This is a genomic window from Megasphaera sp. UBA4233 (assembly GCF_002395615.1).
Lineage (GTDB): Bacteria > Bacillota > Negativicutes > Veillonellales > Megasphaeraceae > Megasphaera > Megasphaera hexanoica.
On record NZ_DGXL01000014.1, the window covers coordinates 191,753 to 213,436 of the forward strand.

Below are 21,684 nucleotides of genomic sequence, written 5' to 3' on the forward strand. Positions count from 1 at the left end.
TATATGCGTTTATTTGCAATCGGTGATTTACATCTGTCCGGCAATCCGCCTAAAAAGCCCATGGAGGTCTTTGGTCCCCGCTGGATCAATCACTGGCAGCGGATCCGGGAAGACTGGCTCAGCCGTGTCCATGAAGACGACGTCGTCCTCATCGCCGGTGATACATCGTGGGCCATGCATCTTAAAGAAGCTCAGGAAGATCTCGACGAAATCCGGGAACTTCCCGGCACGAAATATATCATCCGCGGCAATCACGATTACTGGTGGGAAAGTGCCGGCAAGTTAAACCGCCTCGATGAAGGAAAGGGCATGCACTACTTATACGGCAGCACCGTCACTCTCGACGAAGGCCGCATCGCTGTCTGCGGTACTCATGGCTGGGTCTGCCCCGGCGACATCCACTACCATGAAGAAAAAGACGCCAAACCTTACCGCCGGGAACTGCTCCGCGTCGAACGGTGCCTGCAGGAAGCGGCAGCACTGAATTGTGAGCACACGATTCTGCTTCTCCACTACCCGCCGGTCTGTGATCTGACAAGACCCAGCGGTTTTACAGAACTTCTGGAAAAGTATCACGTTCCTCTGTGCGTGTTCGGCCATCTCCACGGCATGCAGCCCAACACCATGTTCCCCCGCAGATATAACGGGACATTGCTGCAACTCGTCTCTGCCGATTACCGGGACTGCCAGCTGCTGGAAATTACATTTGATGATAAAGGAGAAGAATCATGAGCCAGATTGCCCAGAAACATCTATTAGCCGGGTTCATCTTCGGCGATAAAGAAAATAACGAATACATCTATCTGCCCGGTGGCGAAGTCGGCACGGAACATCCACTCTGCGTGTATGAACACGATGGTTCCCGGGAAGATATTCCCCTGGAAGAAGCAGGCTATCTCGTCGGCCATCTGACGCTGAAGCCGTGCAGTCATCCCGTGCTGGGAAAAAAGTCGTTTTAATGCAATATGAGGCCGCAGCATAATGACATGAACCATTCATTTTGCTGCGGCCTCCTTTATTTGCCGTTCATAGCGGTTTTTGCGACAGTCATCCGAATGAAACGAATCAGCAGGCTTTCAGAGTAAACCAGAATGTTACGCCGTCCGGTTCATTGTACACGCCATACGTTTCATGGTGCAGTTTCAATAAGGCTGCCACGATTCCCAGACCCAGGCCATGACCGCCAAAAATACGCTGGGATTTACGGGTCCTGGCGGCATCTACTTTATAGAACGGTTCCCAGACGCGGCTCAGGTCATGCTCCGGTATCTGGATTCCCTGATTGTAGATACTGATGGTATAACGGTCTCCCGAACGGACGGCAGAAAGAATAATACGTCGTCCTTTTTCCGTATAGTCGATAGCATTGGAAAGGAAATTGCTAAGGACTGTATCAATGCGTTCCGGATCGGCATAGACGACCATTTCTTCAGGCAGGCAGCACGAAAACCGGATTTCTTTTTCCTTCAGGACTCCTTCGAAACGGCAGCGCGCTTCTTCTACGAGAGCCCGGAAATCAAACTCCGTCATATCGATGCGGAACGTCCCCGTTTCCAGCCGTGACAGGTTGAGCAGGTCCTTCACCAGATGATCCATCTTCATCGTCTCACTGTGTATGACCTTGCAGTAATGCTGCCTCGTCGATTCATCCACATCGAGACTGTCCAGCCCTTCGGCATATCCCTGGATAAGGGCCAGTGGCGTCTTCAGCTCATGAGACACAGCAGAAATAAATTCTTTACGCATCTTTTCCACTTCATTGGCTTTTTTTAGCTGTACTTCCAGTTCGCTATTTGCCTGTTTGAGCTCTGTAAGGGCCGTATTCAGCTGATTAGACAAATTATTCAGGCTCTGGCCCAGTTCCCCGATTTCATCATTGCGCGTATTCGTCCATTTATGGGAAAAGTCGAGATGGGCCATAGCAACAGACAGCTTTTTCAGATGAATCAACGGCTTCGTCAGGGCGTTGGTAAACAGGATGGAACCGATGATGGCAACAAACAGCCATATGATACCGCACAATGCAACGAAATTCTGCACGACGACAACGGTCGCTTCCAGTGGTTCCAGCGGTTGGGAAACAATAACGTAACTATTACGGTCTTCGTCTACAGGATAGACATAACTGATGAATCGCATGTGATCGTCCCGGCCGTCAATGTAAATTTCATTAGTTTCATCCTGGCTTAAGGCTTCGCCATTGAACAGTTTGCGCATGATGGTGACATGCCGTGGCTCTTTCATCGGCTGCTCTTCCCCATCGGGATTGAGCCTTTTCAGTCCTGGGGCAGTAAATTCCTGCTGTCCCTTGAATGACGGTCTTCCCAGTACAGCTTTCCGGTTCGGCATGGACGAATACACAAGATGCTGATTGTCCACGATATAAATGACAGAACTGTTCTGCTGGCTAAGGCGGTCGAACTGTTCTGTATTATCGGTCCCGGCTTCGTGGTACATGCGGCCGATATCCTTGGACATAGATATAAGTGTGTCCTTCCTGTATTCCAGATAAAAAGTCTTAAAACCTATCCCAATAGCCAGCATGAGCAGCAGCGCCGACAAAATCGTAAAGGCAGCAAGGAAAAAGCATGTTTTTTTGCGCAGTGATATCTTCATCATTTCGACGCTTCGTAACGGTACCCGTAACCACGTACGGTTTTAATGACATATCCTTTGTCACCGAGTTTAATGCGCAGTCTGTTAATATGCGTATCAACCGTGCGAAGATCGCCGTAATATTCATAATTCCAGACTTTATTGAGAATCTGGCGGCGGCTCAGCGCTTTGCCGGCATTGGTCATGAGATAGTTGAGCAGTTTATATTCTGTCGGACTGAGATCAACGTTTTTGCCATCGATGACGACCTGACGGGCATCTCGGTCAATAGATACACCTTCAGCCGCCTGGGGTTGTTCTTCTTCAGCTTGTACGCGGCGCAGCAGCGCTTTTATTTTGGCTACGAGAATTTTGGGGCTGAAAGGTTTGGTTATATATTCATCGACACCCAGATCGTAGGCAAAGAGCTGGTCTATTTCTTCACCTTTCGCCGTCAGCATCATAATAGGTACAGTCGATTCCCGGCGGATTTCCCGGCAGACCGTCCACCCGTCGTATCCAGGCATCATGACATCGAGAAGAATCAGATCCGGATGTTCTGACCGGTATTTTTCCAATGCTTCTTTTCCATCAGCAGCTTCTACGATTTCATAGCCTTCTGGTTTTAAAAAATCAATGACCAGCTGCCTCATCAATTGTTCATCATCGGCAATCAGTATCTTTTCCATAATCTTCTCCTATTCTATTTTAATAATCTGCCTGCGTTCGGGCAGCTTTATCAGCAGTTGTCCGATATCAGTTCCCCCTATCGTCAGATGAGGGGCAATTTCCTGCAATGGCACGAGGACAAAAGCCCGCTGTGTCAGATATGGATGGGGCAGTGTCAGCTCTGCGGTCCGGCAGGTCACGTCAGGACTGTACACGAGGTCTATATCGATCGTGCGGGCTCCCCATTTTTCGTGCCGTACCCGGCCCAATGCCGTTTCCACAGCCTGACACTTCCGGAGAAATTCCACGACAGGGAGCGATGTCTCTGCCAGTGCTGCCGCATTGATGAACGGCGGCTGATTCTCTTTTCCCCAGGGCGGAGTTTCATAAAAGGATGATACAGCAGCCAGACGCACCCCGTCAAGAGCCGATATGGCACGGACCGCCTGCTGCAGCGTTTCCTTCCGTCTGCCCAGATTAGCCCCCAGGCTCAGATAGACCCTGATCACGACCGGCTCCGCCTGATGACAAAGGTCACATCATCAAAATGACCGTCAATGGGCGCCTGCGGCTTGTGGAGTGTCACTTCCACCGCCTGTATCCTGTGATACGTATCAAGTACCGTATCGGCAATAACGGCAGCTACTTTTTCGATCAGTTTGTATGGCCTGCCTTCGACGATTTCCTGTACTGTCGTATAGACGGCACTATAATCTACTGTATCTTTGATGCTGTCACTTTGCACGGCATCGCTTGTATCCAGTTCCATGATCAGATCGACGGAAAAAGGCTGCCCCTTTCTCGTTTCTTCCGGAAATACGCCGTGATACCCATAAAAATGCAATCCTTTTAATACTATTTTATCCATAGGAATCTCCTTATCCACTTATTCCGGCCGTAATGCATCGGCCATTTTACACATGCGTGCTATAGGTCCGACGTCATGGACGCGGACGATAGCCGCCCCGTCGAGTACACCGGCTACACAGGTTGCACCTGTTCCTTCCATGCGTTCCGTCACAGGAAGATCCAGGATGCGTCCGATGAACCCTTTACGGCTCGTACCGAGAAGCAGCGGATAAGGCAGGTCCGTCAGTTCGCGGAGATGTTTCATGACGTACACATTCTGTTCAAACGTCTTGCCAAACCCGATTCCCGGATCAGTAATAATGTTATCGCGGCTGACACCGGCAGCGTCGGCAATAGCTACGGAGCGGGCAAAAAAAGCCTTCATATCGCCTATGATATCGCCGTATTCCGTCCCATCCTGATTGTGCATGACGATGACCGGCACGTCGAATTCAGCGGCGACGGCGGCCATTTCTCCCGGTTCCGGGGCGTATTGCAGTCCCCATATATCATTCATGATGTGGGCACCGCAGGACATGGCATAATGTGCCGTCTTGGCCTTGTAGGTATCGACCGATACGGGAACCGGGCAGTCTGATACGAGGCGGCGCAGGATGGGTTCCAGTCGGCTGATCTCTTCCTCTGCCGAAATAGGGGTAAACCCCGGCCGTGATGATTCGGCGCCAATGTCGATGATATCGGCACCGGCCGCTACCATATCTTCCATATGGTGAAGAGCCTTATCCACGTCATTCCAGCTCCCGCCGTCCGAAAAGGAATCGGGCGTATAATTCAATATGCCCATAATCAATGTCTTATCCCCGACAGTAAGAGTCTTGCCATCTTTCCAGTGATACGTGCGATGTTGTCTTGTCATTCCTGTGCATCCCCTTCCATAAGCAGTTTCCATGCCTGATGCCCTGCATCGGTACCGTCGGCCAGACATCCCAGCCCGGCCTGGGTAATAATATCTGAATCGCCGCCCAGATGATTGCGCATGGAAAGGCACAAATGAGTCCCCCGGACGATGACCAGGGCACCTCTGGCCCCCAGTCCATCCTGAACGGCTTTACATATTTCATAGGTAAATCGTTCCTGAAGCTGCGGTCTGCGGGCCAGTACGTCTACCACTTCGGCAAAGTGGCCAAACCCGGCTATTTTGCCTTCTGCCGGATAATACGCGATGTGAACGATGCCAAAAAAAGGCAGCAGGTGATGTTCACACATGGAATAAAACCGAATGTTGCGTACGGCAACCAGCCCGTCCGACTGGGTAGGGATTAATTCACCCCAGCAGTTTTCCGGATTTTCTTTCAAGCCAGAAAAGAAATGGGAAAAGGCCATAGCTACCCTGTACGGTGTTTTTTCCATGCCGAGTTGTTTGAGGTCCAGTCCCAGAGCCTGCAGAAAATCTCCCGCGGCCTGTACGGCCTTTTCGTTCACTTCAGTCTGCTCCGTCATATGTTTTGAAAAATCAGTCATGACTATACTTCCTTACATTGTAATATAATAAGTTGCAATAAATATCAAGCCGCCGACAATGATCATGAACGGACTGGCATACTGCTGCAGCGTCGTCTGTTCGTGATACAAATAGATTTCTTCCGGTTTTTGCGGATTGTAGCGGATATCGACGGTATCGCCAGCTTCAAAGCTCCACTCACTGTTGCCGAAGGTATAGCGGGCCGTATACTGCTCTGCTCCCGCCTGAAAGCGGATGACGGGGTAATACATATCGCCGCTTTTATTTTTCTGTACGTCAAACTGCACCACCGTGCCCGTTGCCGGAACCGTACAATGCCTCGTCAGGGCACGCAGCCGCCAGCCATGCCAGGTGCCGATACCGATGAACAGCACGCCAAGGACAGCTGGTACATAATAGAAAATGCTCATTGTGCCATGTCTCCTTCTAAGAGGATGGAAACCCTCTCTTAACTATCTCTACATGTGTCTTAAAATATGATACAATAAAAAGCTGAAAGTATCTAGTGCAAACTTATATGAATGAGGTGCGAGATGTCAAAACGTTTTATACAGTCTATTAATTATATGCGTGGCCTTTGTATGCTGGGAGTCATCGGGATCCATGTCGGCTCCGTAGCCCTTCTCAGCCCCTCTCCCAATCTGGGACTGGTCGCCGTGCTGGAAATTCTCTCCCGCTTTTCCGTTCCGGCCTTTTTTTTCCTGTCCGCTTTCGGCATGTTCCTCAGCCAGCCTCTCAATCAGCCCTTTGTATACAAAGAGTACCTGAAGCGCCGCCTGCGCACGGTCCTAATCCCTTACCTCTCCTGGTCCTTATTTTACATGTTGTACGTTTCCGTCATCGGCCATAATTTTACTCTGTTCCATCCCGGACAGTTCATCCGTACACTCTGGTACGGCCTGGCCATGTATCACATCTATTTTCTCGTCATTCTCCTGTGGTTCTATTTTCTCATGCCCCTCTGGCGGCCCCTTTTGCGCTGGATGGATAAGAAACCGGCCCTGTCCTTTACCATTCTCTTTTTCGCCAACATGATATTTAACTTCTATTCCAGTTATATCTGGAATTTTCATTTTGCCAGCCCGATTCTGCAGGATGCCTTCAATTACCGCCTCAATTACGTCGTCCTTCATTATCTGTTCATCTTCCTGTTCGGCGCTTTTACGGCAGAACACTTTTCCGCCGTCTGCGACTGGCTTAAAAATCACGGACTTCTGGTCAATCTCTTCCAGGGGCTTTCCACAGCAGGCATGCTGGCCGCTTATTACGGCATCATGTACTATAAGGGCTATGATGCCCTGTCTGCCGTGTTTACCATCCACCAGCTCAGTCCGGTAGGAATGGTTTATACTTTGTCTACAATGCTGTTCTGCCTGTACTGGTGGCAATGCCGTCCCGTGCCGCGTGCGGTGGATAAAGTGTTTTCTCTCCTGGGCGATTACTCCTATCCCATCTATCTGGTCCATCCCCTGTTTCTGGCACTGCTCACCCATCTGGCATCTCACTTTCATATTTTCCTGCGCAGTCTGTACATCATGGCCATCTACTGCATCGTAACTCTCCTGGCCATCGCCTTTTCCATCGTCGTCACCAAAGCTACACTGCCGCGGTGGCTGCGCATCTGCATCAAAGGAAAATAACCACATACATATAGACGCAGAAAAGAAGCGGCCGCATTAAGCATAAACACGTAATGCGGCCGCTTCCATTTTGTTATTTATTGAGTTTTTCCAGTACTTTCTGCAGTACTTCATCGGCCATGCGGGCCCGTGCCTTGATGACATTATTGCCGTTCTTGATGGATTCGGGATAAAAACTGCTTTTATACTTGCTCTTTTTCGTCTTTGTTACCATTTCCTTGAGCTGGATGGTCTGTTCATCCACGTTGTAGACATAGGTGCAGTAATCCGTCGAATCACCAGCTTTTTCTACCGTATGGAAGGTAAGAGTCTGCATGCCTGCCGGATAGGAAATCTTCGCTGAGCTCATATCAATAGTCGTAAACTGATTGTACTGCCACACTTCTTCCTTGGCAAAAGCCGTAACGGATACAGCCAGGGACAAAACCAGGGCAGCCAGTATTTTTTTCATTTTCAAGAAGAACACCGCCTTTATGTTTACTATGAACTATCGTTTGTTCTATTATACCATATCTTTTCCAATTTCTGTCAATGGCAGAAAAACTGAGACAAAACCGTAACCTGAAAGTATCTGTCAACGGTTGTCGATGGTTTCCGGATAGAGATCGTGCTGAGACAGGCGCTGCCAGGCTACCTGCTCCCAGGGAGTCCCGGCACGGCCGTAATTGCAGTACGGGTCGATGCTGATGCCGCCACGGGGCAGGAATTTCCCCCACACCTCAATGTATTTCGGGTCCATGGCATGGATCAGGTCGTCCATGATGATGTTGACACAGTCTTCGTGGAAGTCCCCGTGATTGCGGAAACTAAACAGATAGAGCTTCAGCGATTTGCTTTCTACCATCCGCTGGTCCGGTACATACGAAATATACAAAGTAGCGTAATCGGGCTGTCCCGTCTTGGGGCAGAGACTGGTAAATTCGGGACAGTTGAACTTGACGAAATAGTCCCGGCCGGGATGTTTATTAATAAACGTTTCCAACAGTGATGGATCATAATCGAACGTATAGGCTGTATGCTGATTTCCCAGAGACGTAACTCCCTGTAATTCTTCCTTTGTGCGGCTCATAAAAAAACTCCTTTCCTACAAAAAAAAGTGCAAGAGTACGGCACGTATACAAGCGGTACGCGCACCGGCTCTTGCACCCTATTTACCAAATGACTTTCCCCAGAACGTGATCAACCGGGACCGGCCCGATGAAGCGGCTGTCACTGCTGTGGTTACGGTTATCGCCCATGCAGAAGACATATCCTTCCGGCACCTGGACTTCCCCTTTGCGGCTATAAGTCATGGGTTCATTGATATACGGTTCATCCAGAGCCTCACCGTTGCGCCATACTTTGCCGTCATGGAAAGCCAGCGTGTCGCCCGGGCGGCCAATGACCCGTTTTACCCAGACATTCTTCGTCTGGAAGCGGGAGCTGAACAGGGCCAGATAATTGTCCATTGGTTCGGCTACGTCATCTTTCCACGTCCGGGGATAGCCGACGCGGCTGTCGATGATGACGATGTCACCGTAATTGGGTACATCTCCCATAATATGTCCCATTTTTGAAATAATCAGATATTCACCGTTATGCAGGGTCGGCACCATGGATTCACCTGAAACCCGTGTCGGCTGCAAAAAGAATATATGGATAACCATGGCAATGGCCAGCGCAATGACAATGGCATAGAGCCATTCCAATATTTCATGTAATACCGTATTCACTATATGTTCCTCCTCGCGTACTTATATATTGTAGCAAAGAGGCCCCTATAAAGCAAGCAATATTTCCACGGCGGCCGGTAAGAACAGGCGTCTTACAACTGTTCCAGGAGCCAGGGAATACGGCTTTCGCCAACAACGGAAATGCCCTCTTTCCTGAACAGGGCCGCTGTCACGCCATCACCTTCTGTAAGAGTGCGCGTAAACGTGCCGTCGTAAATGCAGCAGCTGCCACAGGACGGGCTTTTCTCCTTGAGGACGGCCCAGCGGCAGCCATATAGCCGGGCCAGGCGCAGTGCCTCCCGTGCTCCCCGTTCATACTCAGCGGTCACATCGCGCCCTTCCCGGGTAAACACGCCGTTTTTTGATCGTTCCGCTGCTGGTCTCGGCGTAGCCAGGCCTCCGGCCTGTTCCGGACAGACGGGAATGAGCACGATGTCTTTCCGGCTGCACAATGGGGTAATCTCCGGATACTCCCGGCATTGCCCGTCATAACGGCAGGATTGCCCTAAGAGACAGGCACTGATGATAATAAACTGCATAAATCGCATCTCCTTTCACATTACGAAAGAAAAATTTGTATGTTAAATTTTAGGATACAGAATACAATTCTACATCGCGGCATAATATTTGACAGGTAATTTATCATAAATATTGGATAAACCCTTGTATTTACAGTATTTTATTTCTCCATTCATTCATTTTCGCAAAGGAAAGAATTATTAAAACTAGATTAAATTTCATATTGTGAAATTGAAAAAGTCATTTCCAGATACTATAATTGGAGCCGCAACAGAAAAGTATCTGTGTTATTAAGAGAGGGGATCATCCAATGAAAACAAAACAGCGCAATACAGCCGATCTTTTAGTCGAATGTCTGGAAGAAGAAGGCGTTCATTATATTTTTGGCATTCCCGGCGAAGAAAACCTCGCCATCATGGAAGCGCTGAAAAGATCTAAAATAGAATTCATCACTGTCCGTCACGAACAGGGCGCCGCCTTTATGGCTGACGTCTATGGCAGACTGACCGGCAAGGCCGGCGTCTGCATGGCAACTCTCGGGCCGGGGGCGACAAACCTCATCACCGGCGTTGCCGATGCCGACTGCGACGGGGCGCCGCTAGTTGCTATTTCCGGTCAGGTAGGCACAGACAAGATGCACATTACGGCCCATCAGTATCTGGACCTGCGCTCTATGTTTGAACCGATTACCCGCCGCGCCTATACGGTCGTCCGGCCTGATACGATGGCAGAAATCACACGGCTCGCCTTTAAATATGCCGAACGGGAAAAACCAGGTGCTACCTTCATCGACCTGCCGGTCAATATCAGTAAAATGCCCGTCGGTGACGACGAAAGGCCACTGCAGCGCAAGACCATCCAGCCGGAAACGGCCCTGGAAGCGCAGATTGAAGCCGCTGCATCCATGATTTCCTATGCCAAGAATCCGGTCATCCTCGCCGGAAGCAGCGTTATCCGCAGCCATGCCACGGAAATGCTAACCAAATTTGCAGAAAAGCTGAAACTGCCGGTTATCAATACGATGATGGCCAAAGGGGCTATTCCCTTTGACAATCCCTATTCGATGTGGACTGTCGGCATCCCCATGGACGATTATCAGACGAAGATGTTGGAAAAAGCCAGCCTGGTCATCGCCATCGGCTACGATATCATCGAATACGCCCCGGCTAAATGGCACATGTCCAACGCCGATATCATCCATATCGATACGATGCCGGCCGACATCAACAAAAATTACCAGCCCGAAGTGGAAGTCGTCGGCAATATTCCCGATGCGCTGGAACGGATCATGAATAAAGCAGCCCGCCTGCAGGAACCGGTCCCTTTCCTCAATCTGCGGAAACAGATGGTCGAAGAACATGAAAGCTATGCCCAGGACCTTTCCTATCCTGTCAAGCCGCAGAAAGCACTCATCGACTGCCGGCGCGTCATGGACAAGGATGATATCGTCATCTCCGACGTAGGAGCCAATAAGGTCTGGGTTGCCCGCCATTATAACTGCTATAAGCCCAATACATGCATCATCTCCAACGGATTCGCCACCATGGGTCTGGCCGTCCCCGGCGCTATTGCCGCAAAACTGGTCCATCCTGACAGAAAAGTGCTGGCCATAACTGGTGATGCCGGCTTCATGATGAACTGCCAGGAATTCGAAACGGCTCACCGGCTGGGAACGAATTTCGTCACCCTCATCTTCAATGACCGCAGCTACGGCCTGATCAAATGGAAGCAGGACATGCAGTACGGCCATCACGAATACGTCGATTTCACCAATCCTGATTTCATGAAATTTGCCGAAAGCATGGGGGCCATCGGCTACCGCATCGAAAAGGCGGAAGACCTGCTGCCGACGCTCATCAAATCCTTCAAGCAGGATAAACCAGTCATCATCGACTGCCCCATCGATTACAGTGAAAATATGAAACTGACCCATCATCTGGAAGAACTGATGAAGGAACTTTGAGAAAGGTGATCTTACGAAAAAATGCCGCTATGAACGCGGCATTTTTTTTGCATTTTCCAGCGCAGACAGCAGTGTATCGGGAAGATGCTGATCTTCTTCGTTGTGACCGAAGATAACGGCTATTTCAACGAAATCGCCATGCTGCCAGGCCAGAACATAAATGGACTCGGTAAAATAAGACTGGTTGATGAGCAGTACGTGACGCAGCCGGCTTTCATAGAACGTCGTCCCCCGCACTTTCCGTGCCGTGAATGGCTGAACCAGTTCAAATTCTGATGGGAGAGAAATACGGAGCCGGTTATTGGCATGGCTGGCCAGCGTCTGCGCCGACGGGCGGCTGCCAATATCGCGGAGATAGGCATTCTCCTGCTGTTTTCCTTCTACGGCCGCTTCCACCTGCCATATGTCAAGGCTGTAGCGCAACATGTATCCGTATTGAAAACTGGCATCATCCTTTTCTACAATCTGCCAGCATACCGGTTCAGCCGGATATATTTCTTCCAGCATACGTACGACATCATTGCCATAGGACCGGGCTGTCAGAAATGGCTGCGTCCCTTCTTCCATCGTGATATCCGGAGGCACTGTCACGATTCCCCAGTTGTCAAACCGCGTTTCCACGCCTTTATCTTTATCTTTCGCCATTACAGGCAGGCTCAGGCAGATAAGAGCCAGAGCCAGAAGACACCATTTACCCTTCACGAGCTACCCTTCCTTCTCCTATTGCTTACAAGTATAATTCATTGTACCGTATTTCTTTTATAAAGTCCACTGGCCGGACCCGTCCTATTCATTCTGCGCACAATATGGTACAATAAAATAAAAAAATGAATAGCGAGGGATGAAATAATGGATTTCACACTTACTCTGCAGTCTTCTGCAGAAACAACAGAAAAAGTTACCGAACAGAATACAGCTATCCGCTACGCCAGCGGCACGGCCCCCGTCTACGCCACACCGGCACTGGTAGGCCTCATGGAACACGCCGCCGTTCTGGCCGGTGATTCCCAGCTGCCGGAAGGCTATAGCACCGTCGGCATCTCCATGAACGTCAAGCACCTGTCGGCCACTCCTATTGGCCTTACGGTTCGTGCCAAAGCCGTCCTGACAGAACAGGACAGACGAAAACTGACCTTTACCATCCAGGCCTGGGATGATGCCGGACTCGTTGGGGAAGCCGTTCACGAACGGTTCATCATCGAATCGGCACCGTTTGTCGCCAAGGCGGAAAGCAAACTGAAAAAATAACTTCGTAAGCAAAACCCCACAGGAAGGAATCATCCTCCTGCGGGGTTCTTCTATTTCTGCATCTCCTGCTTATCTACCCTTTTTGTCTTTATCCATTTCATGCTGCAGACGCACCAGATCCTGCAGCGTAATGTGATCGACGACATCGTTGATAGCCGTAGCCAGTTTCTTCCACACATACTCTACAGCGCACGGCGGCAGATCAGGGTTGATTTCCGGGACAGGTGACAAATCACCTTCCATCAGACGCAGTATTTCACCTATGGTAAACTCTTCAGGCGGCCGTGCCAACCGGTAGCCGCCAGCCGGACCGCGGGCACTGAATACCATGCCGCCCCGTCCCAAACGTGTGACAATCTGTTCCAGATACTTCTCGGAAAGATGCTGGTGATCCGCTATCCCCTTGATGGAAATATAGCGGGGCTCCTGTTCGTGCATAGCCAGTTCCAGCATCAGACGCAATGCATAACGACCACGGGTAGATATTTTCATGGAGATTACCTCTTCTCACTATTGGGTAATAACGGCTAAGATATCTCCTGTCTTAACGTTATCACCGACCTGGACACGGATTTCATGAAGGGTTCCATCAGCTGTGGCAGTAATATCGTTCTGCATCTTCATCGCTTCCAGTACGACCAGTACATCACCTCTCTTGACTGACGCACCACTTTCTGCCTTGACTGCGGAAATCTTGCCCGGCATAGGAGCTTTTACCGTGATGGCTCCTTCCGGAACCGGGCCTTTGGGAACAACCGGCGCTGCCGGAGCCGGCTGGGCTGCCGGTGCTTTCTGTACAGGCTGCGCGGCTGGAGACGGTGCCGGAGCTGCAGCAGGAGCAGCCGGCGCAGCTGCCTTCTGAGGGGCGCCAACTTCTTCTACTTCTACTTCATAGGTCTTGCCATTGACAGTTACGTTAAATTTTTTCATTATACTAATTCCTCCTGGAGTCCAATTTCTCTTATCTCATACCAGCCAGACGGCCTGCCATGACCCAGCCACGGCTCTGATGCGGCCGGGTTGTATCCCGCCGTATCGACCGGATGGCTGCAGGGCTGTAACCGCAGGCGGCAACGGCAGCCATGATAACGGCTACGACTTCAGGCGGTATTTCACTATCCGATGGGACGTCTTCTATAGCATCTGTTTCCGGCTCTTCCACAGAGGCAGTCTGCACCGGTTCTTCTGCCACAGTTTCCGCCACTTCCTGCACAGCCGGTTCTGCCGGTTCTACAGGAGACGAAGCTGCTGCCGGAGAGGCCGGAGCCGCAGCCAGTTTTTCTTCTGCCGCGTTCAGGCGTGCCTGAAGGCCATCCCGTTCTTTCTGCAGGGCTTTTACATCCGCAGCCAGCGATTGAATCTTGCTGTTTAAAATATACCAGCCGAGCAGGAGCAGCACAGCCAGGGCAATCAGGGCCGCTAATACGAGTTCCATCGAAATGGCTGATGTTTCTTCCATGACCTGATTCCCCCTTATAACGGAATATTACCGTGTTTCTTCTGCGGCCGGTCTTCCCGCTTGCTGTAGAGCATAGCCAGGGCATTGATGATGCGCGGACGCGTTTCTTTCGGATCGATGACGCAATCGACATAGCCGTGTTCCGCCGCTTTGTACGGTGTCAGGAATTCCTTGATATATTCCTGTTTCTTGGCTTCCTTGTCGGGATCGCGTTTGAAAATGATGTCAGCTGCTCCATCAGGTCCCATGACGGCGATTTCCGCTGTCGGCCAAGCAAATACCATGTCGGCGCCGAGCTGGCGGCAGCACATGCCGATGTAGGCGCCGCCGTAGGCTTTGCGCGTGACGACCGTCACTTTGGGAACCGTCGCTTCGCAGTATGCGTAGAGCAGTTTGGCACCGTGGCGGATGATGCCGCCGTGTTCCTGATTGATGCCCGGCAGGAATCCTGGTACGTCCACGAAGGTGACGACAGGGATATTGAAGGCATCGCAGAAGCGGATGAAGCGGGCAGCCTTGTCGGACGCATTGATGTCGAGGCAGCCGGCTAGGAATTTAGGCTGATTGGCAATGATACCCACGCTCTGGCCGTCGAAACGGGCAAAGCAGGTAATCATGTTCATGGCATAGTTTTCCAGCACCTGATAGATTTCCCCGTTATCGACGCAGGATTTGATGACATCAACCATATCGTAAGCTACGTTGTCGCTGTCGGGAATGATGGAATCGAGGGATTCATCCATCCGTCCGGGATCATCGGACGAATCGTATACGGGAGCTTCTTCCATGTTATTGCTGGGCAGGAAATCGAGCAGGTATTTAATCTGCTCGATGCAGTCCGTTTCGTTTTCACAGGCAAAATGCGCCACGCCGGAAATGGTATTGTGCGCTACGGCACCGCCCAGGTCTTCTGCCGTCACTTCTTCCATAGTGACCGATTTGATGACCTTCGGTCCCGTAATGAACATGTTGCTCGTGTTCTTTACCATGTAGATGAAATCGGTCAGAGCCGGACTGTAGACGGCACCGCCGGCACAGGGTCCCATGATGACAGAAATCTGGGGAATGACTCCGGACGCCTTGGTATTATTCATAAAGATGCGGCCAAATCCGGAAAGGGCATCGACGCCTTCTTGGATGCGGGCACCGCCGGAATCATTGATACCGACAATGGGAGCTCCCATTTTGAGAGCCATTTCCTGTACCTGGCAAATCTTGTGGGCATGCATTTCACCGAGAGACCCGCCTTCGACGGTAAAATCTTCTGCATAGGCAAAGACGAGGCGGCCATTGACATTGCCGTATCCCGTGACGACGCCGTCGCCGGGGATTTCCTTCTTTTCCATGCCAAAATTGGTGCAGCGGTGATGGATAAACTGGCTGATTTCGGTAAAACTGCCTTCGTCAAAAAGCATATGCAGCCGTTCCCGGGCTGTCATCTTCCCTTTTTCATGCTGTTTATCAATTTTCTGCTGGCCGCCGCCCATTTCTATCGTATCAAGCTTCTGATGCAGGAGCTCAATCTTTTCCTGAACTGTTGCCATAATGCACCTCCAATACACTTTATCGCATAGTTATTATATTTTATCATATTTCCCATGTTTTTACTACGGTCATTCTCTATTTATTATAATACTATTTTACTCATCATTCCACAAAAATTTGTAAATACGTACACCGTATCATCATAAGGAAACAAAATGCCGCGGCAGCTGGCATACAATACCAGCTGCCGCGGCAGAAAACGGACGCAACATATATAGAAACTCTGAATATAAACGAAGCCCCTTCAGTCAGCATAGCTGACAGCTTCCCCTCACGAGGACGCCACTTTCCCTGCAAATAATCCCTTCCTACTGATGGAGGAAGAAGGCTTTTCCTTCTTCTGTTTCACATGTGAGGTCGCAGTCGGGAGACAGGGTATGGCCATCGAGGACGTAGACGACGGCACGGCACCAGTCACGGATCATCGCTTCGGTGAAGTGCAGGAGGTAGGCCACGTCCACAATATAATCCAGCTGATCATTATAAATGCGGTCATCGATGGCGGCAAGCATAAAGAACCAAAAAGCTGTATCGTAGGGAGCAGACTCGGGAACACGGATATCATAATAGCTGCTGCCAGTAGCATTGGGCTTAGGAACAGAGAAACTATTGTTTTGAACATAACCATATACATTATTTCCCATATCACACCGGGAAAAAATAGATTCTGCTACTAACATGTTGATATAGGGATTATCGACGTATGAAGAAAGCCATTCAGGACCTACAGGAACACAAGGAATACTTGAAGAAGACCTATAAGGCCATAAATATTTTTGCAGTCGTTCGACGGTTGTTTTAAATTTTACAATCTTCATTTGCGTTACTTCTGCGTTCTGTTCGTTATCTGCCATGGGTATTCTCTCCTTTATTCTGTCTGTACGTATGTCTATTTTGTCTCATAGCCAGGATAGCTGATTTCCTGTATCTTCTGTTCTGCACTTCTTATAACCGGTCGAGGAAACGCTGGAAAGCTCCTTCTTCTCTGCAAGACCGGGCTGCCGATACGAGAGGGCGTGTCGAGACATCGATATCGAAGGTCGCATGTCCCAGTTCTTCCCGGGCCGCATCCAGCAAGCTGTGTGTCGGGACGTCGATATCGAAGGTCGCCCGTCCCAGTTCTTCCCGGGCTGCATCCAGCAGGCGGTGTGTCGAGACATCAATATCGAAGTTCGCATGTCCCAGTTCTGCCTGGGCTGTGTCCAGCAGCTGCCTCGTCGCTACGTCGATATCGAACACGACTGCTCCCAGTATATGCTGGGCTTCTTCGTACAGGACCGCTGCTTTCTGCTGCTGTTCGTCATTCAGCTGGCTTTGAAAGGCCTCGGACACGACGTACGGCTTATTCTGTTTATTGTTCTGCCGTACCGGTTCCGGTGGTTCTTCCGGTATTCTCAGCTGTTCCGGCAGGTCAGCCTGTTCAAAGACAATTCCCTTTTCTTCCAGTTCGTCGGGCGATGCAGCGTCAATCTGGATGCGGGGCCTGCCGAGAATGCCAATATAGGTCCGCTGCACCACATCAGCCGGCACGGTAAATTCCTCACCGCATAGGTATATGACCGGTACGCCGTCACCGATGAGCTCATCCAGATCTCCCTGGGTGAAAGCTGTCGTTTCCCCGTGCTGCCAGATGGATTCATCGGCTGTCATCTGCCGCAGCAACGCTTCTTTTTCCTGCCGCCGCTGCATCCGTGTCACATCTACAGTCGTTTCCTTCGCTTCCCAGGCGACACCCAGGAGATGGCACAGCTGCTGTTCCAGATCCGGACTTTCCGCCGGCAGAGACTCTACGGACGCGGCCAGTTCATCAAAATACCGGTCCCGCAGCCATTCTGCCAGCTTGCCGTCGAGAAAATATCCCAGTACATGGGGCCAGTCGAAATGGTCCCGCAAATCTTCCAATGTCCGCACTTTGGCCCCGTCGGCCATGGTGAGGGCATATTTTATTTTTTTTACCATAGGTACACTCCTGCATCAGAAAAAACTAAAAATGCTCTTAAGGCCGTTCTTGATTCCTCTGGCAACCGCCTTGGCACCGGAATACAGAGCATGGCCCACGCTTTTGGCGACGCAGACAGCCGTTTTGGCAACGGTTTTGACGCCGCTGTACACGGCTTTTCCCACAGTAGAACCGGCCAGACAGCCGGTCAGGCCGCCTACGATGCCACCTACGATGGCACCGACACCGGTCCCGATGACGGGGATCCACGAAAGCATGGCGGCTCCTGTAATGGCGCCTTCAACCATACCGATACTGCCGGCGATGTATCCGCCAACGGTCGATACGGTGACGCGGCCCATGGCGTCGATAGCCTCCATAGCCGTCAGTTCTCCCTTGGCGGCACGATAGCAGATTTTGACCTGTTCGATACCGGCCCAGGCCAGGGGCGTCAGTACCGCGACCGGCGTCCCTCTGGCCAGTAAGGGAATGAGATTTTTTTCCACACTGACTTTGAGAGCCCCGGCGGCAGCCGCCTTGATTCCCGTATCGGCGCCGGTCGTAATGGCCGTGCGGACCACTTCTTCGCCATCGATTTTTTCTCCCTTCAGAGCTTTTCCCGCCAGATGGAATCCTGTGGCCAGAGCTGCGCCGGAAATACCGGCCAGAGCCGCCTGTTTGCCGATATGCAGGGCCAGGGAACGGGTATTGAAGGAATTCCAGTTGTCCTGAGCCAGCCGGCGTCCACGCTGGACGCGTTCCTGCATGGCTTTGGCCTGTTCTTTGCCCAGTGGCCGGGACTGGACGCCATCGGGGCTTTCTATCGTATCGGACACGTGTTTCCCCGGAGAGACGCGCTGACGGACTTCACTTACCTGCCCTTTCGGCACCAGGGCGCGCTGGCCCCGGTAGTCTCCGTGCTCCAGATAGGAAGCCGTGGCATCGGCATTGCGGCCAAATTTCAGCTGATAGCGCCGTACCGGTGTCTGCACCTTCAGACGGGTATCGCGGATAACGACATCGACGGAATTTTTTCCATAAGTTGTACCGTCAGGCTGGAGTACATCCGCACGGTACGGGGAGTTTTCCAGTGCCGCCGCCCGGTTGAAGGAATTGACCTGTTGCTGTTCGGCAATGAATCCATCGAGATTGGGGTTCATATTGACCGTGCCATTCTGTTTCATGATTACCCTGAGCATGGCCTGATTGTTATCAGCCAGTACGTCGTCTATGTGCTGCAGATACTGGCCCATAGTCGTCACGCCGACGCCGACAGATGCCTGCTGCACTTCATCAGCAAGCCACGATTCCTTTGTCTGCCCCGCCGCACAGGCCTTGTCCAGTGACGTCTTGCGCGCTTCAGCCTGTTCTATTTCGCGCACGATGTCCCGGCTCATAGCGGCTATGTCGTCCTTACTGTACGATGGAAGCTCTTTGCCCAGTGTTTCCGTCAGCCACTCCTCGGTGCTCACGGCCGGGTCCTTTGCCCCGTAAGAACGGAAAAACCGTTCCATGACGGGCCGCATCTGCCGTACCATGTCTTCGCCGCTCGTCTGACGGGGCTGTTCTTTTTCTTCCATGATCTTGCTCCTTTCTATGCCGAAGCATTTTTGAACTTCCGTTGTTTATAGAGAGATTCCATCTTTTGCAGGGAATCTTTCATGATTTCCTTCAGAGAATGCGTCTGGCTGACTGCCTCCAGGATGCCGTCGGTCGTAATCGCATCTTCTCCTTTGGCAAAAGCTGCTTCGATGCTGTCCTTGACGACGCCTTCGATATCGGCGCCGCTGTAGCCGTCCGTACGGGCTGCCAGCCGGTCCAGGTCGATACCTTCCAGATCGTCGGGCCGCCGTTTCCCGATGTGGATGGAAAAGATTTTTTTCCGTTCTTCCTTATTGGGCAATGCCACATAGAAGATTTCATCGAAACGGCCTTTCCGCAGCAGTTCCGGCGGCATATTGGCGATGTTATTGGCCGTGGCCACGACAAAGGCCTGACTGTCTTTTTCCTGCAGCCACGTAAGGAACGTTCCGAACAGACGGGTCGTCACGTCCGCTGCCCCGCCGCTGCCGCCGACGCCGGCAAATGCCTTTTCCAGTTCATCGATCCAGAGCACACATGGCGCAATGGCTTCGGCCAGGCCGATGGCCTTGCGCATATTGGCTTCCGATTCACCGACATATTTGCCCATGAGGCGTCCCATGTCAAGGCGCAGCAGGGGAACGCCGAAGAGCTTGGCCGCCGCCTTGGCATTTAAGGATTTGCCACAGCCGGGCATGCCGGCAATGAGAACGCCTTTGGGCATATCTACACCAAAGGCCGCAGCGGCCTCCATATTGCGAAAAATCTTTTCCTTTCTCTGGAGCCATTGTTTCAGGCTTTCCAGTCCGCCAATATCGTCCATGCCTTCTTTGAGGGGAATCATTTCCAGTATGCCCGATTTCTGTACGACCTGTTTTTTCTGTTCCAATATGAGCGATAAATCAGACCGGGTGATTTCCCCGTCGTCGGACAGAGCCAGTGCCAGGATGGTATTGATTTCATATTCCGACAGGCCCTTGAACATCTGGGATAGTTCGCGGATGAATTCCGGCAGCATGTCCACTTCCTGATCGTGGCAGAATTGTTCGATGACGCCGCGGATATCCGATACAGTCAGGTATTCGTCGTGGAGAATGGTCAGGAAGGGATCGAGTTCTCCGGGAATGTAGACCTCAGAAGACACGATGACAATATTAAAATCAGGCAGGGAGCCATTGCCAATCCGCCGGGCCAGGTATTTCAGCAGTTCGATGACGGCCATCTGATCTTTGAAAAGGGGTACGTCTTTGAGGACCAGAACGGACCGCTGCAGGGACAAGGGGTCATCGATAAGTGTCCGCAGGATATCTTCCAGCGGCGCTTCGGCCTGCATGAGTACCTGGTTTTCAAAATAGCCGCGCACATTCCATTCCTCTATTTTCCGGCCGCCGGCGACGGACCGGATAAGGTCATCGGCTTTATCTTCTTCATACGTATCGAGGTAAATAATTGGAAATCCTGCATCCATATAGCGGATGAATTGTTCTTTTATATGCTTCATGTCGGGCAATCCTCCTTACTATCAGTATAAGCGTTTTGTATTTTCTGCAGTGTCTGGATAAAGGCCTGCCGGAACCGGTCCGGCCCGATAATGACGATGGCATCGCCCTGCATGAGGAGCCAGCGGAAAAAACCGGGAATGCTTACGGTCACTTCCACCAGTACGGTCTCCACTTCCCAAGAAAGTACCGTGTGAGCGGGGATTTTATCGAACAGGGCTTCGGCCGCCCGGTGCTGACAGCGCAGGGTCAGACGGACAGGATTTCCACCGAACATAAAGGGCGTCGTCGAACGCAGGCGGCGGAGAGAAAAGTCATTGTCTTCCGGGGAGCATCCGTTCCCGGGAAGGACATCGAAGGAACGGATGCGGTCGAGGCGGAAAAATGCCGGTTCCTTGTGAATCGTCCCTTCCACGGTGGCGATGAGATAAAAATATCCATCGGAAACGACGACTGAGAGGGGAATCACGATATGCGCCGTCCGCATGTCATCGCCGCGGCTGTAATGAAGGCAGATTTTTCTGTGGTCCCGTATGCACTGCTGCAGGTCCCATTGGGTCTTGATGATGGCCTGATGATGAGACGGTTCACGATAGCCGTCAAGCTCTTCTTCCAGCAGCCGTGAAAATTCCATTTCATCCCGTGGCGACAATAATCCGCACAGGGCCTGTACCAGCCCTTCCATCTCATCGAGACGCAGTGCCCGGCTGCCCAGCAGGATTTTCAGGATGGTCAGTGCCTCCATGCTCTGCAGCGGCCGGTGCTGATAGTGGTTCAGGATATAGGACCCCTTCTGCCGGTCCCAGAGAAGCACGGCCGGGCTGCGGGCTTCGGAAAGGACGGCGCGGATAGACTGCATATCCCGTTCGATGGTTCGTTCTGTCGTATTAAATTCCAGTGCCAGATTCGTCTTATTCAGCCATTCGTGTTTCAATAAACGGCAGAATACGAGAAGTATCCGCTCAGCTTTATCCATACTCTCT

General features: G+C 51.4%; 26 protein-coding genes. 5 read left to right on the forward strand and 21 right to left on the reverse strand.

What is annotated here, in order from left to right; translation table 11 throughout:
* Positions 1 to 3: 3 nt before the first annotated feature.
* Together B2U90_RS03985 and B2U90_RS03990 are read left to right on the forward strand one after the other, a co-directional pair.
* Complete coding sequence (locus B2U90_RS03985; RefSeq protein WP_113855982.1) at positions 4 to 732, forward strand: metallophosphoesterase; 729 nt, start codon at positions 4 to 6, stop codon at positions 730 to 732.
* Positions 729 to 959, forward strand: a complete 231-nt coding sequence (locus B2U90_RS03990) for a hypothetical protein (RefSeq protein WP_059077446.1) — start codon at positions 729 to 731, stop codon at positions 957 to 959. Before B2U90_RS03985 ends, B2U90_RS03990 begins: the two co-directional genes overlap by 4 nt.
* A gap of 106 nt (positions 960 to 1,065) precedes the next feature.
* On the opposite strand, the gene B2U90_RS03995 is transcribed toward B2U90_RS03990, so the two are convergent.
* Genes B2U90_RS03995 through B2U90_RS04025 form a run of 7 tightly spaced genes read right to left on the reverse strand, consistent with a single transcriptional unit; the run spans position 1,066 to position 6,006 of the window.
* Complete coding sequence (locus B2U90_RS03995; protein WP_113855983.1) at positions 1,066 to 2,619, reverse strand: HAMP domain-containing sensor histidine kinase; 1,554 nt, start codon at positions 2,617 to 2,619, stop codon at positions 1,066 to 1,068.
* Positions 2,616 to 3,284, reverse strand: coding sequence for a response regulator transcription factor (locus tag B2U90_RS04000; RefSeq protein WP_059077444.1), 669 nt, complete (start codon positions 3,282 to 3,284; stop codon positions 2,616 to 2,618). Before B2U90_RS04000 ends, B2U90_RS03995 begins: the two co-directional genes overlap by 4 nt.
* Positions 3,285 to 3,293: 9 nt before the next feature.
* The gene (gene folK / locus B2U90_RS04005; protein WP_059077443.1) at positions 3,294 to 3,773 is read right to left on the reverse strand and encodes a 2-amino-4-hydroxy-6-hydroxymethyldihydropteridine diphosphokinase; all 480 of its coding nucleotides are present in this window, start codon (positions 3,771 to 3,773) and stop codon (positions 3,294 to 3,296) included.
* A complete protein-coding gene (gene folB, locus B2U90_RS04010) occupies positions 3,770 to 4,132 on the reverse strand; it encodes a dihydroneopterin aldolase (protein ID WP_059077442.1) in 363 nt (120 codons plus the stop codon). Before folB ends, folK begins: the two co-directional genes overlap by 4 nt.
* Positions 4,133 to 4,150: 18 nt before the next feature.
* Positions 4,151 to 4,990: a dihydropteroate synthase gene (folP, locus tag B2U90_RS04015; RefSeq protein WP_059077441.1), complete on the reverse strand. Its 840-nt coding sequence runs from the start codon at positions 4,988 to 4,990 to the stop codon at positions 4,151 to 4,153.
* Positions 4,987 to 5,595, reverse strand: a complete 609-nt coding sequence (folE, locus tag B2U90_RS04020; protein ID WP_234995338.1) for a GTP cyclohydrolase I — start codon at positions 5,593 to 5,595, stop codon at positions 4,987 to 4,989. Before folE ends, folP begins: the two co-directional genes overlap by 4 nt.
* Positions 5,596 to 5,607: 12 nt before the next feature.
* Positions 5,608 to 6,006: a DUF3592 domain-containing protein gene (locus tag B2U90_RS04025; protein WP_059077440.1), complete on the reverse strand. Its 399-nt coding sequence runs from the start codon at positions 6,004 to 6,006 to the stop codon at positions 5,608 to 5,610.
* Positions 6,007 to 6,129: 123 nt separating this feature from the next.
* Here B2U90_RS04025 and B2U90_RS04030 point away from each other — a divergent pair, with 123 nt between their 5' ends.
* Positions 6,130 to 7,236, forward strand: a complete 1,107-nt coding sequence (locus B2U90_RS04030) for an acyltransferase (RefSeq protein WP_059077439.1) — start codon at positions 6,130 to 6,132, stop codon at positions 7,234 to 7,236.
* 73 nt (positions 7,237 to 7,309) lie between these two features.
* Here the strand turns inward: B2U90_RS04030 and B2U90_RS04035 are convergent, their stop codons facing one another.
* The 4 genes from B2U90_RS04035 to B2U90_RS04050 form a co-directional block, all read right to left on the reverse strand.
* Positions 7,310 to 7,687 carry a hypothetical protein gene (locus B2U90_RS04035; RefSeq protein WP_234995339.1) on the reverse strand — a complete coding sequence of 126 codons (378 nt, stop codon included), beginning with the start codon at positions 7,685 to 7,687 and terminating at the stop codon, positions 7,310 to 7,312.
* A gap of 123 nt (positions 7,688 to 7,810) precedes the next feature.
* On the reverse strand, positions 7,811 to 8,305 hold the full coding sequence (queF, locus tag B2U90_RS04040; RefSeq protein WP_075582304.1) for a preQ(1) synthase: 495 nt from the start codon (positions 8,303 to 8,305) through the stop codon (positions 7,811 to 7,813).
* 82 nt (positions 8,306 to 8,387) lie between these two features.
* A complete protein-coding gene (lepB, locus tag B2U90_RS04045) occupies positions 8,388 to 8,948 on the reverse strand; it encodes a signal peptidase I (protein ID WP_059077436.1) in 561 nt (186 codons plus the stop codon).
* Between the two features lie 92 nt (positions 8,949 to 9,040).
* Positions 9,041 to 9,487 (reverse strand): DUF523 domain-containing protein, encoded by a 447-nt coding sequence (locus B2U90_RS04050; protein WP_059077435.1) that lies wholly within the window; start codon positions 9,485 to 9,487, stop codon positions 9,041 to 9,043.
* A 290-nt stretch (positions 9,488 to 9,777) separates the two neighbouring features.
* On the opposite strand from B2U90_RS04050, the gene B2U90_RS04055 reads away from it, so the two are divergent.
* Entirely contained in the window at positions 9,778 to 11,430 is a 1,653-nt protein-coding gene (locus tag B2U90_RS04055) for an acetolactate synthase large subunit (RefSeq protein ID WP_292017161.1), read from the forward strand.
* A gap of 27 nt (positions 11,431 to 11,457) precedes the next feature.
* Here B2U90_RS04055 and B2U90_RS04060 read toward each other — a convergent pair whose 3' ends face one another.
* Entirely contained in the window at positions 11,458 to 12,132 is a 675-nt protein-coding gene (locus B2U90_RS04060) for a hypothetical protein (RefSeq protein ID WP_292017162.1), read from the reverse strand.
* Between the two features lie 147 nt (positions 12,133 to 12,279).
* Between B2U90_RS04060 and B2U90_RS04065 the strand changes: the two genes are divergently transcribed.
* On the forward strand, positions 12,280 to 12,678 hold the full coding sequence (locus B2U90_RS04065) for a thioesterase family protein (protein WP_075582300.1): 399 nt from the start codon (positions 12,280 to 12,282) through the stop codon (positions 12,676 to 12,678).
* A gap of 69 nt (positions 12,679 to 12,747) precedes the next feature.
* On the opposite strand, the gene B2U90_RS04070 is transcribed toward B2U90_RS04065, so the two are convergent.
* The 9 genes from B2U90_RS04070 to B2U90_RS04110 form a co-directional block, all read right to left on the reverse strand.
* The gene (locus tag B2U90_RS04070; protein ID WP_059077431.1) at positions 12,748 to 13,170 is read right to left on the reverse strand and encodes an RrF2 family transcriptional regulator; all 423 of its coding nucleotides are present in this window, start codon (positions 13,168 to 13,170) and stop codon (positions 12,748 to 12,750) included.
* An 18-nt stretch (positions 13,171 to 13,188) separates the two neighbouring features.
* Positions 13,189 to 13,608 carry a biotin/lipoyl-containing protein gene (locus B2U90_RS04075; RefSeq protein WP_059077430.1) on the reverse strand — a complete coding sequence of 140 codons (420 nt, stop codon included), beginning with the start codon at positions 13,606 to 13,608 and terminating at the stop codon, positions 13,189 to 13,191.
* Between the two features lie 31 nt (positions 13,609 to 13,639).
* Positions 13,640 to 14,137: a hypothetical protein gene (locus B2U90_RS04080; protein ID WP_292017163.1), complete on the reverse strand. Its 498-nt coding sequence runs from the start codon at positions 14,135 to 14,137 to the stop codon at positions 13,640 to 13,642.
* Positions 14,138 to 14,151: 14 nt separating this feature from the next.
* The gene (gene mmdA, locus B2U90_RS04085) at positions 14,152 to 15,681 is read right to left on the reverse strand and encodes a methylmalonyl-CoA decarboxylase subunit alpha (protein WP_113855989.1); all 1,530 of its coding nucleotides are present in this window, start codon (positions 15,679 to 15,681) and stop codon (positions 14,152 to 14,154) included.
* 309 nt (positions 15,682 to 15,990) lie between these two features.
* The gene (locus tag B2U90_RS04090) at positions 15,991 to 16,536 is read right to left on the reverse strand and encodes a hypothetical protein (protein WP_292017164.1); all 546 of its coding nucleotides are present in this window, start codon (positions 16,534 to 16,536) and stop codon (positions 15,991 to 15,993) included.
* Between the two features lie 91 nt (positions 16,537 to 16,627).
* Positions 16,628 to 17,641, reverse strand: coding sequence for a hypothetical protein (locus tag B2U90_RS04095; RefSeq protein WP_292017165.1), 1,014 nt, complete (start codon positions 17,639 to 17,641; stop codon positions 16,628 to 16,630).
* Positions 17,642 to 17,656: 15 nt separating this feature from the next.
* Positions 17,657 to 19,201, reverse strand: coding sequence for a hypothetical protein (locus tag B2U90_RS04100; protein WP_292017166.1), 1,545 nt, complete (start codon positions 19,199 to 19,201; stop codon positions 17,657 to 17,659).
* Between the two features lie 14 nt (positions 19,202 to 19,215).
* Entirely contained in the window at positions 19,216 to 20,703 is a 1,488-nt protein-coding gene (locus B2U90_RS04105) for an AAA family ATPase (protein WP_292017167.1), read from the reverse strand.
* A complete protein-coding gene (locus B2U90_RS04110; RefSeq protein ID WP_292017168.1) occupies positions 20,700 to 21,677 on the reverse strand; it encodes a helix-turn-helix transcriptional regulator in 978 nt (325 codons plus the stop codon). The genes B2U90_RS04105 and B2U90_RS04110 overlap by 4 nt, the downstream gene beginning before the upstream one ends.
* Positions 21,678 to 21,684: the final 7 nt, after the last annotated feature.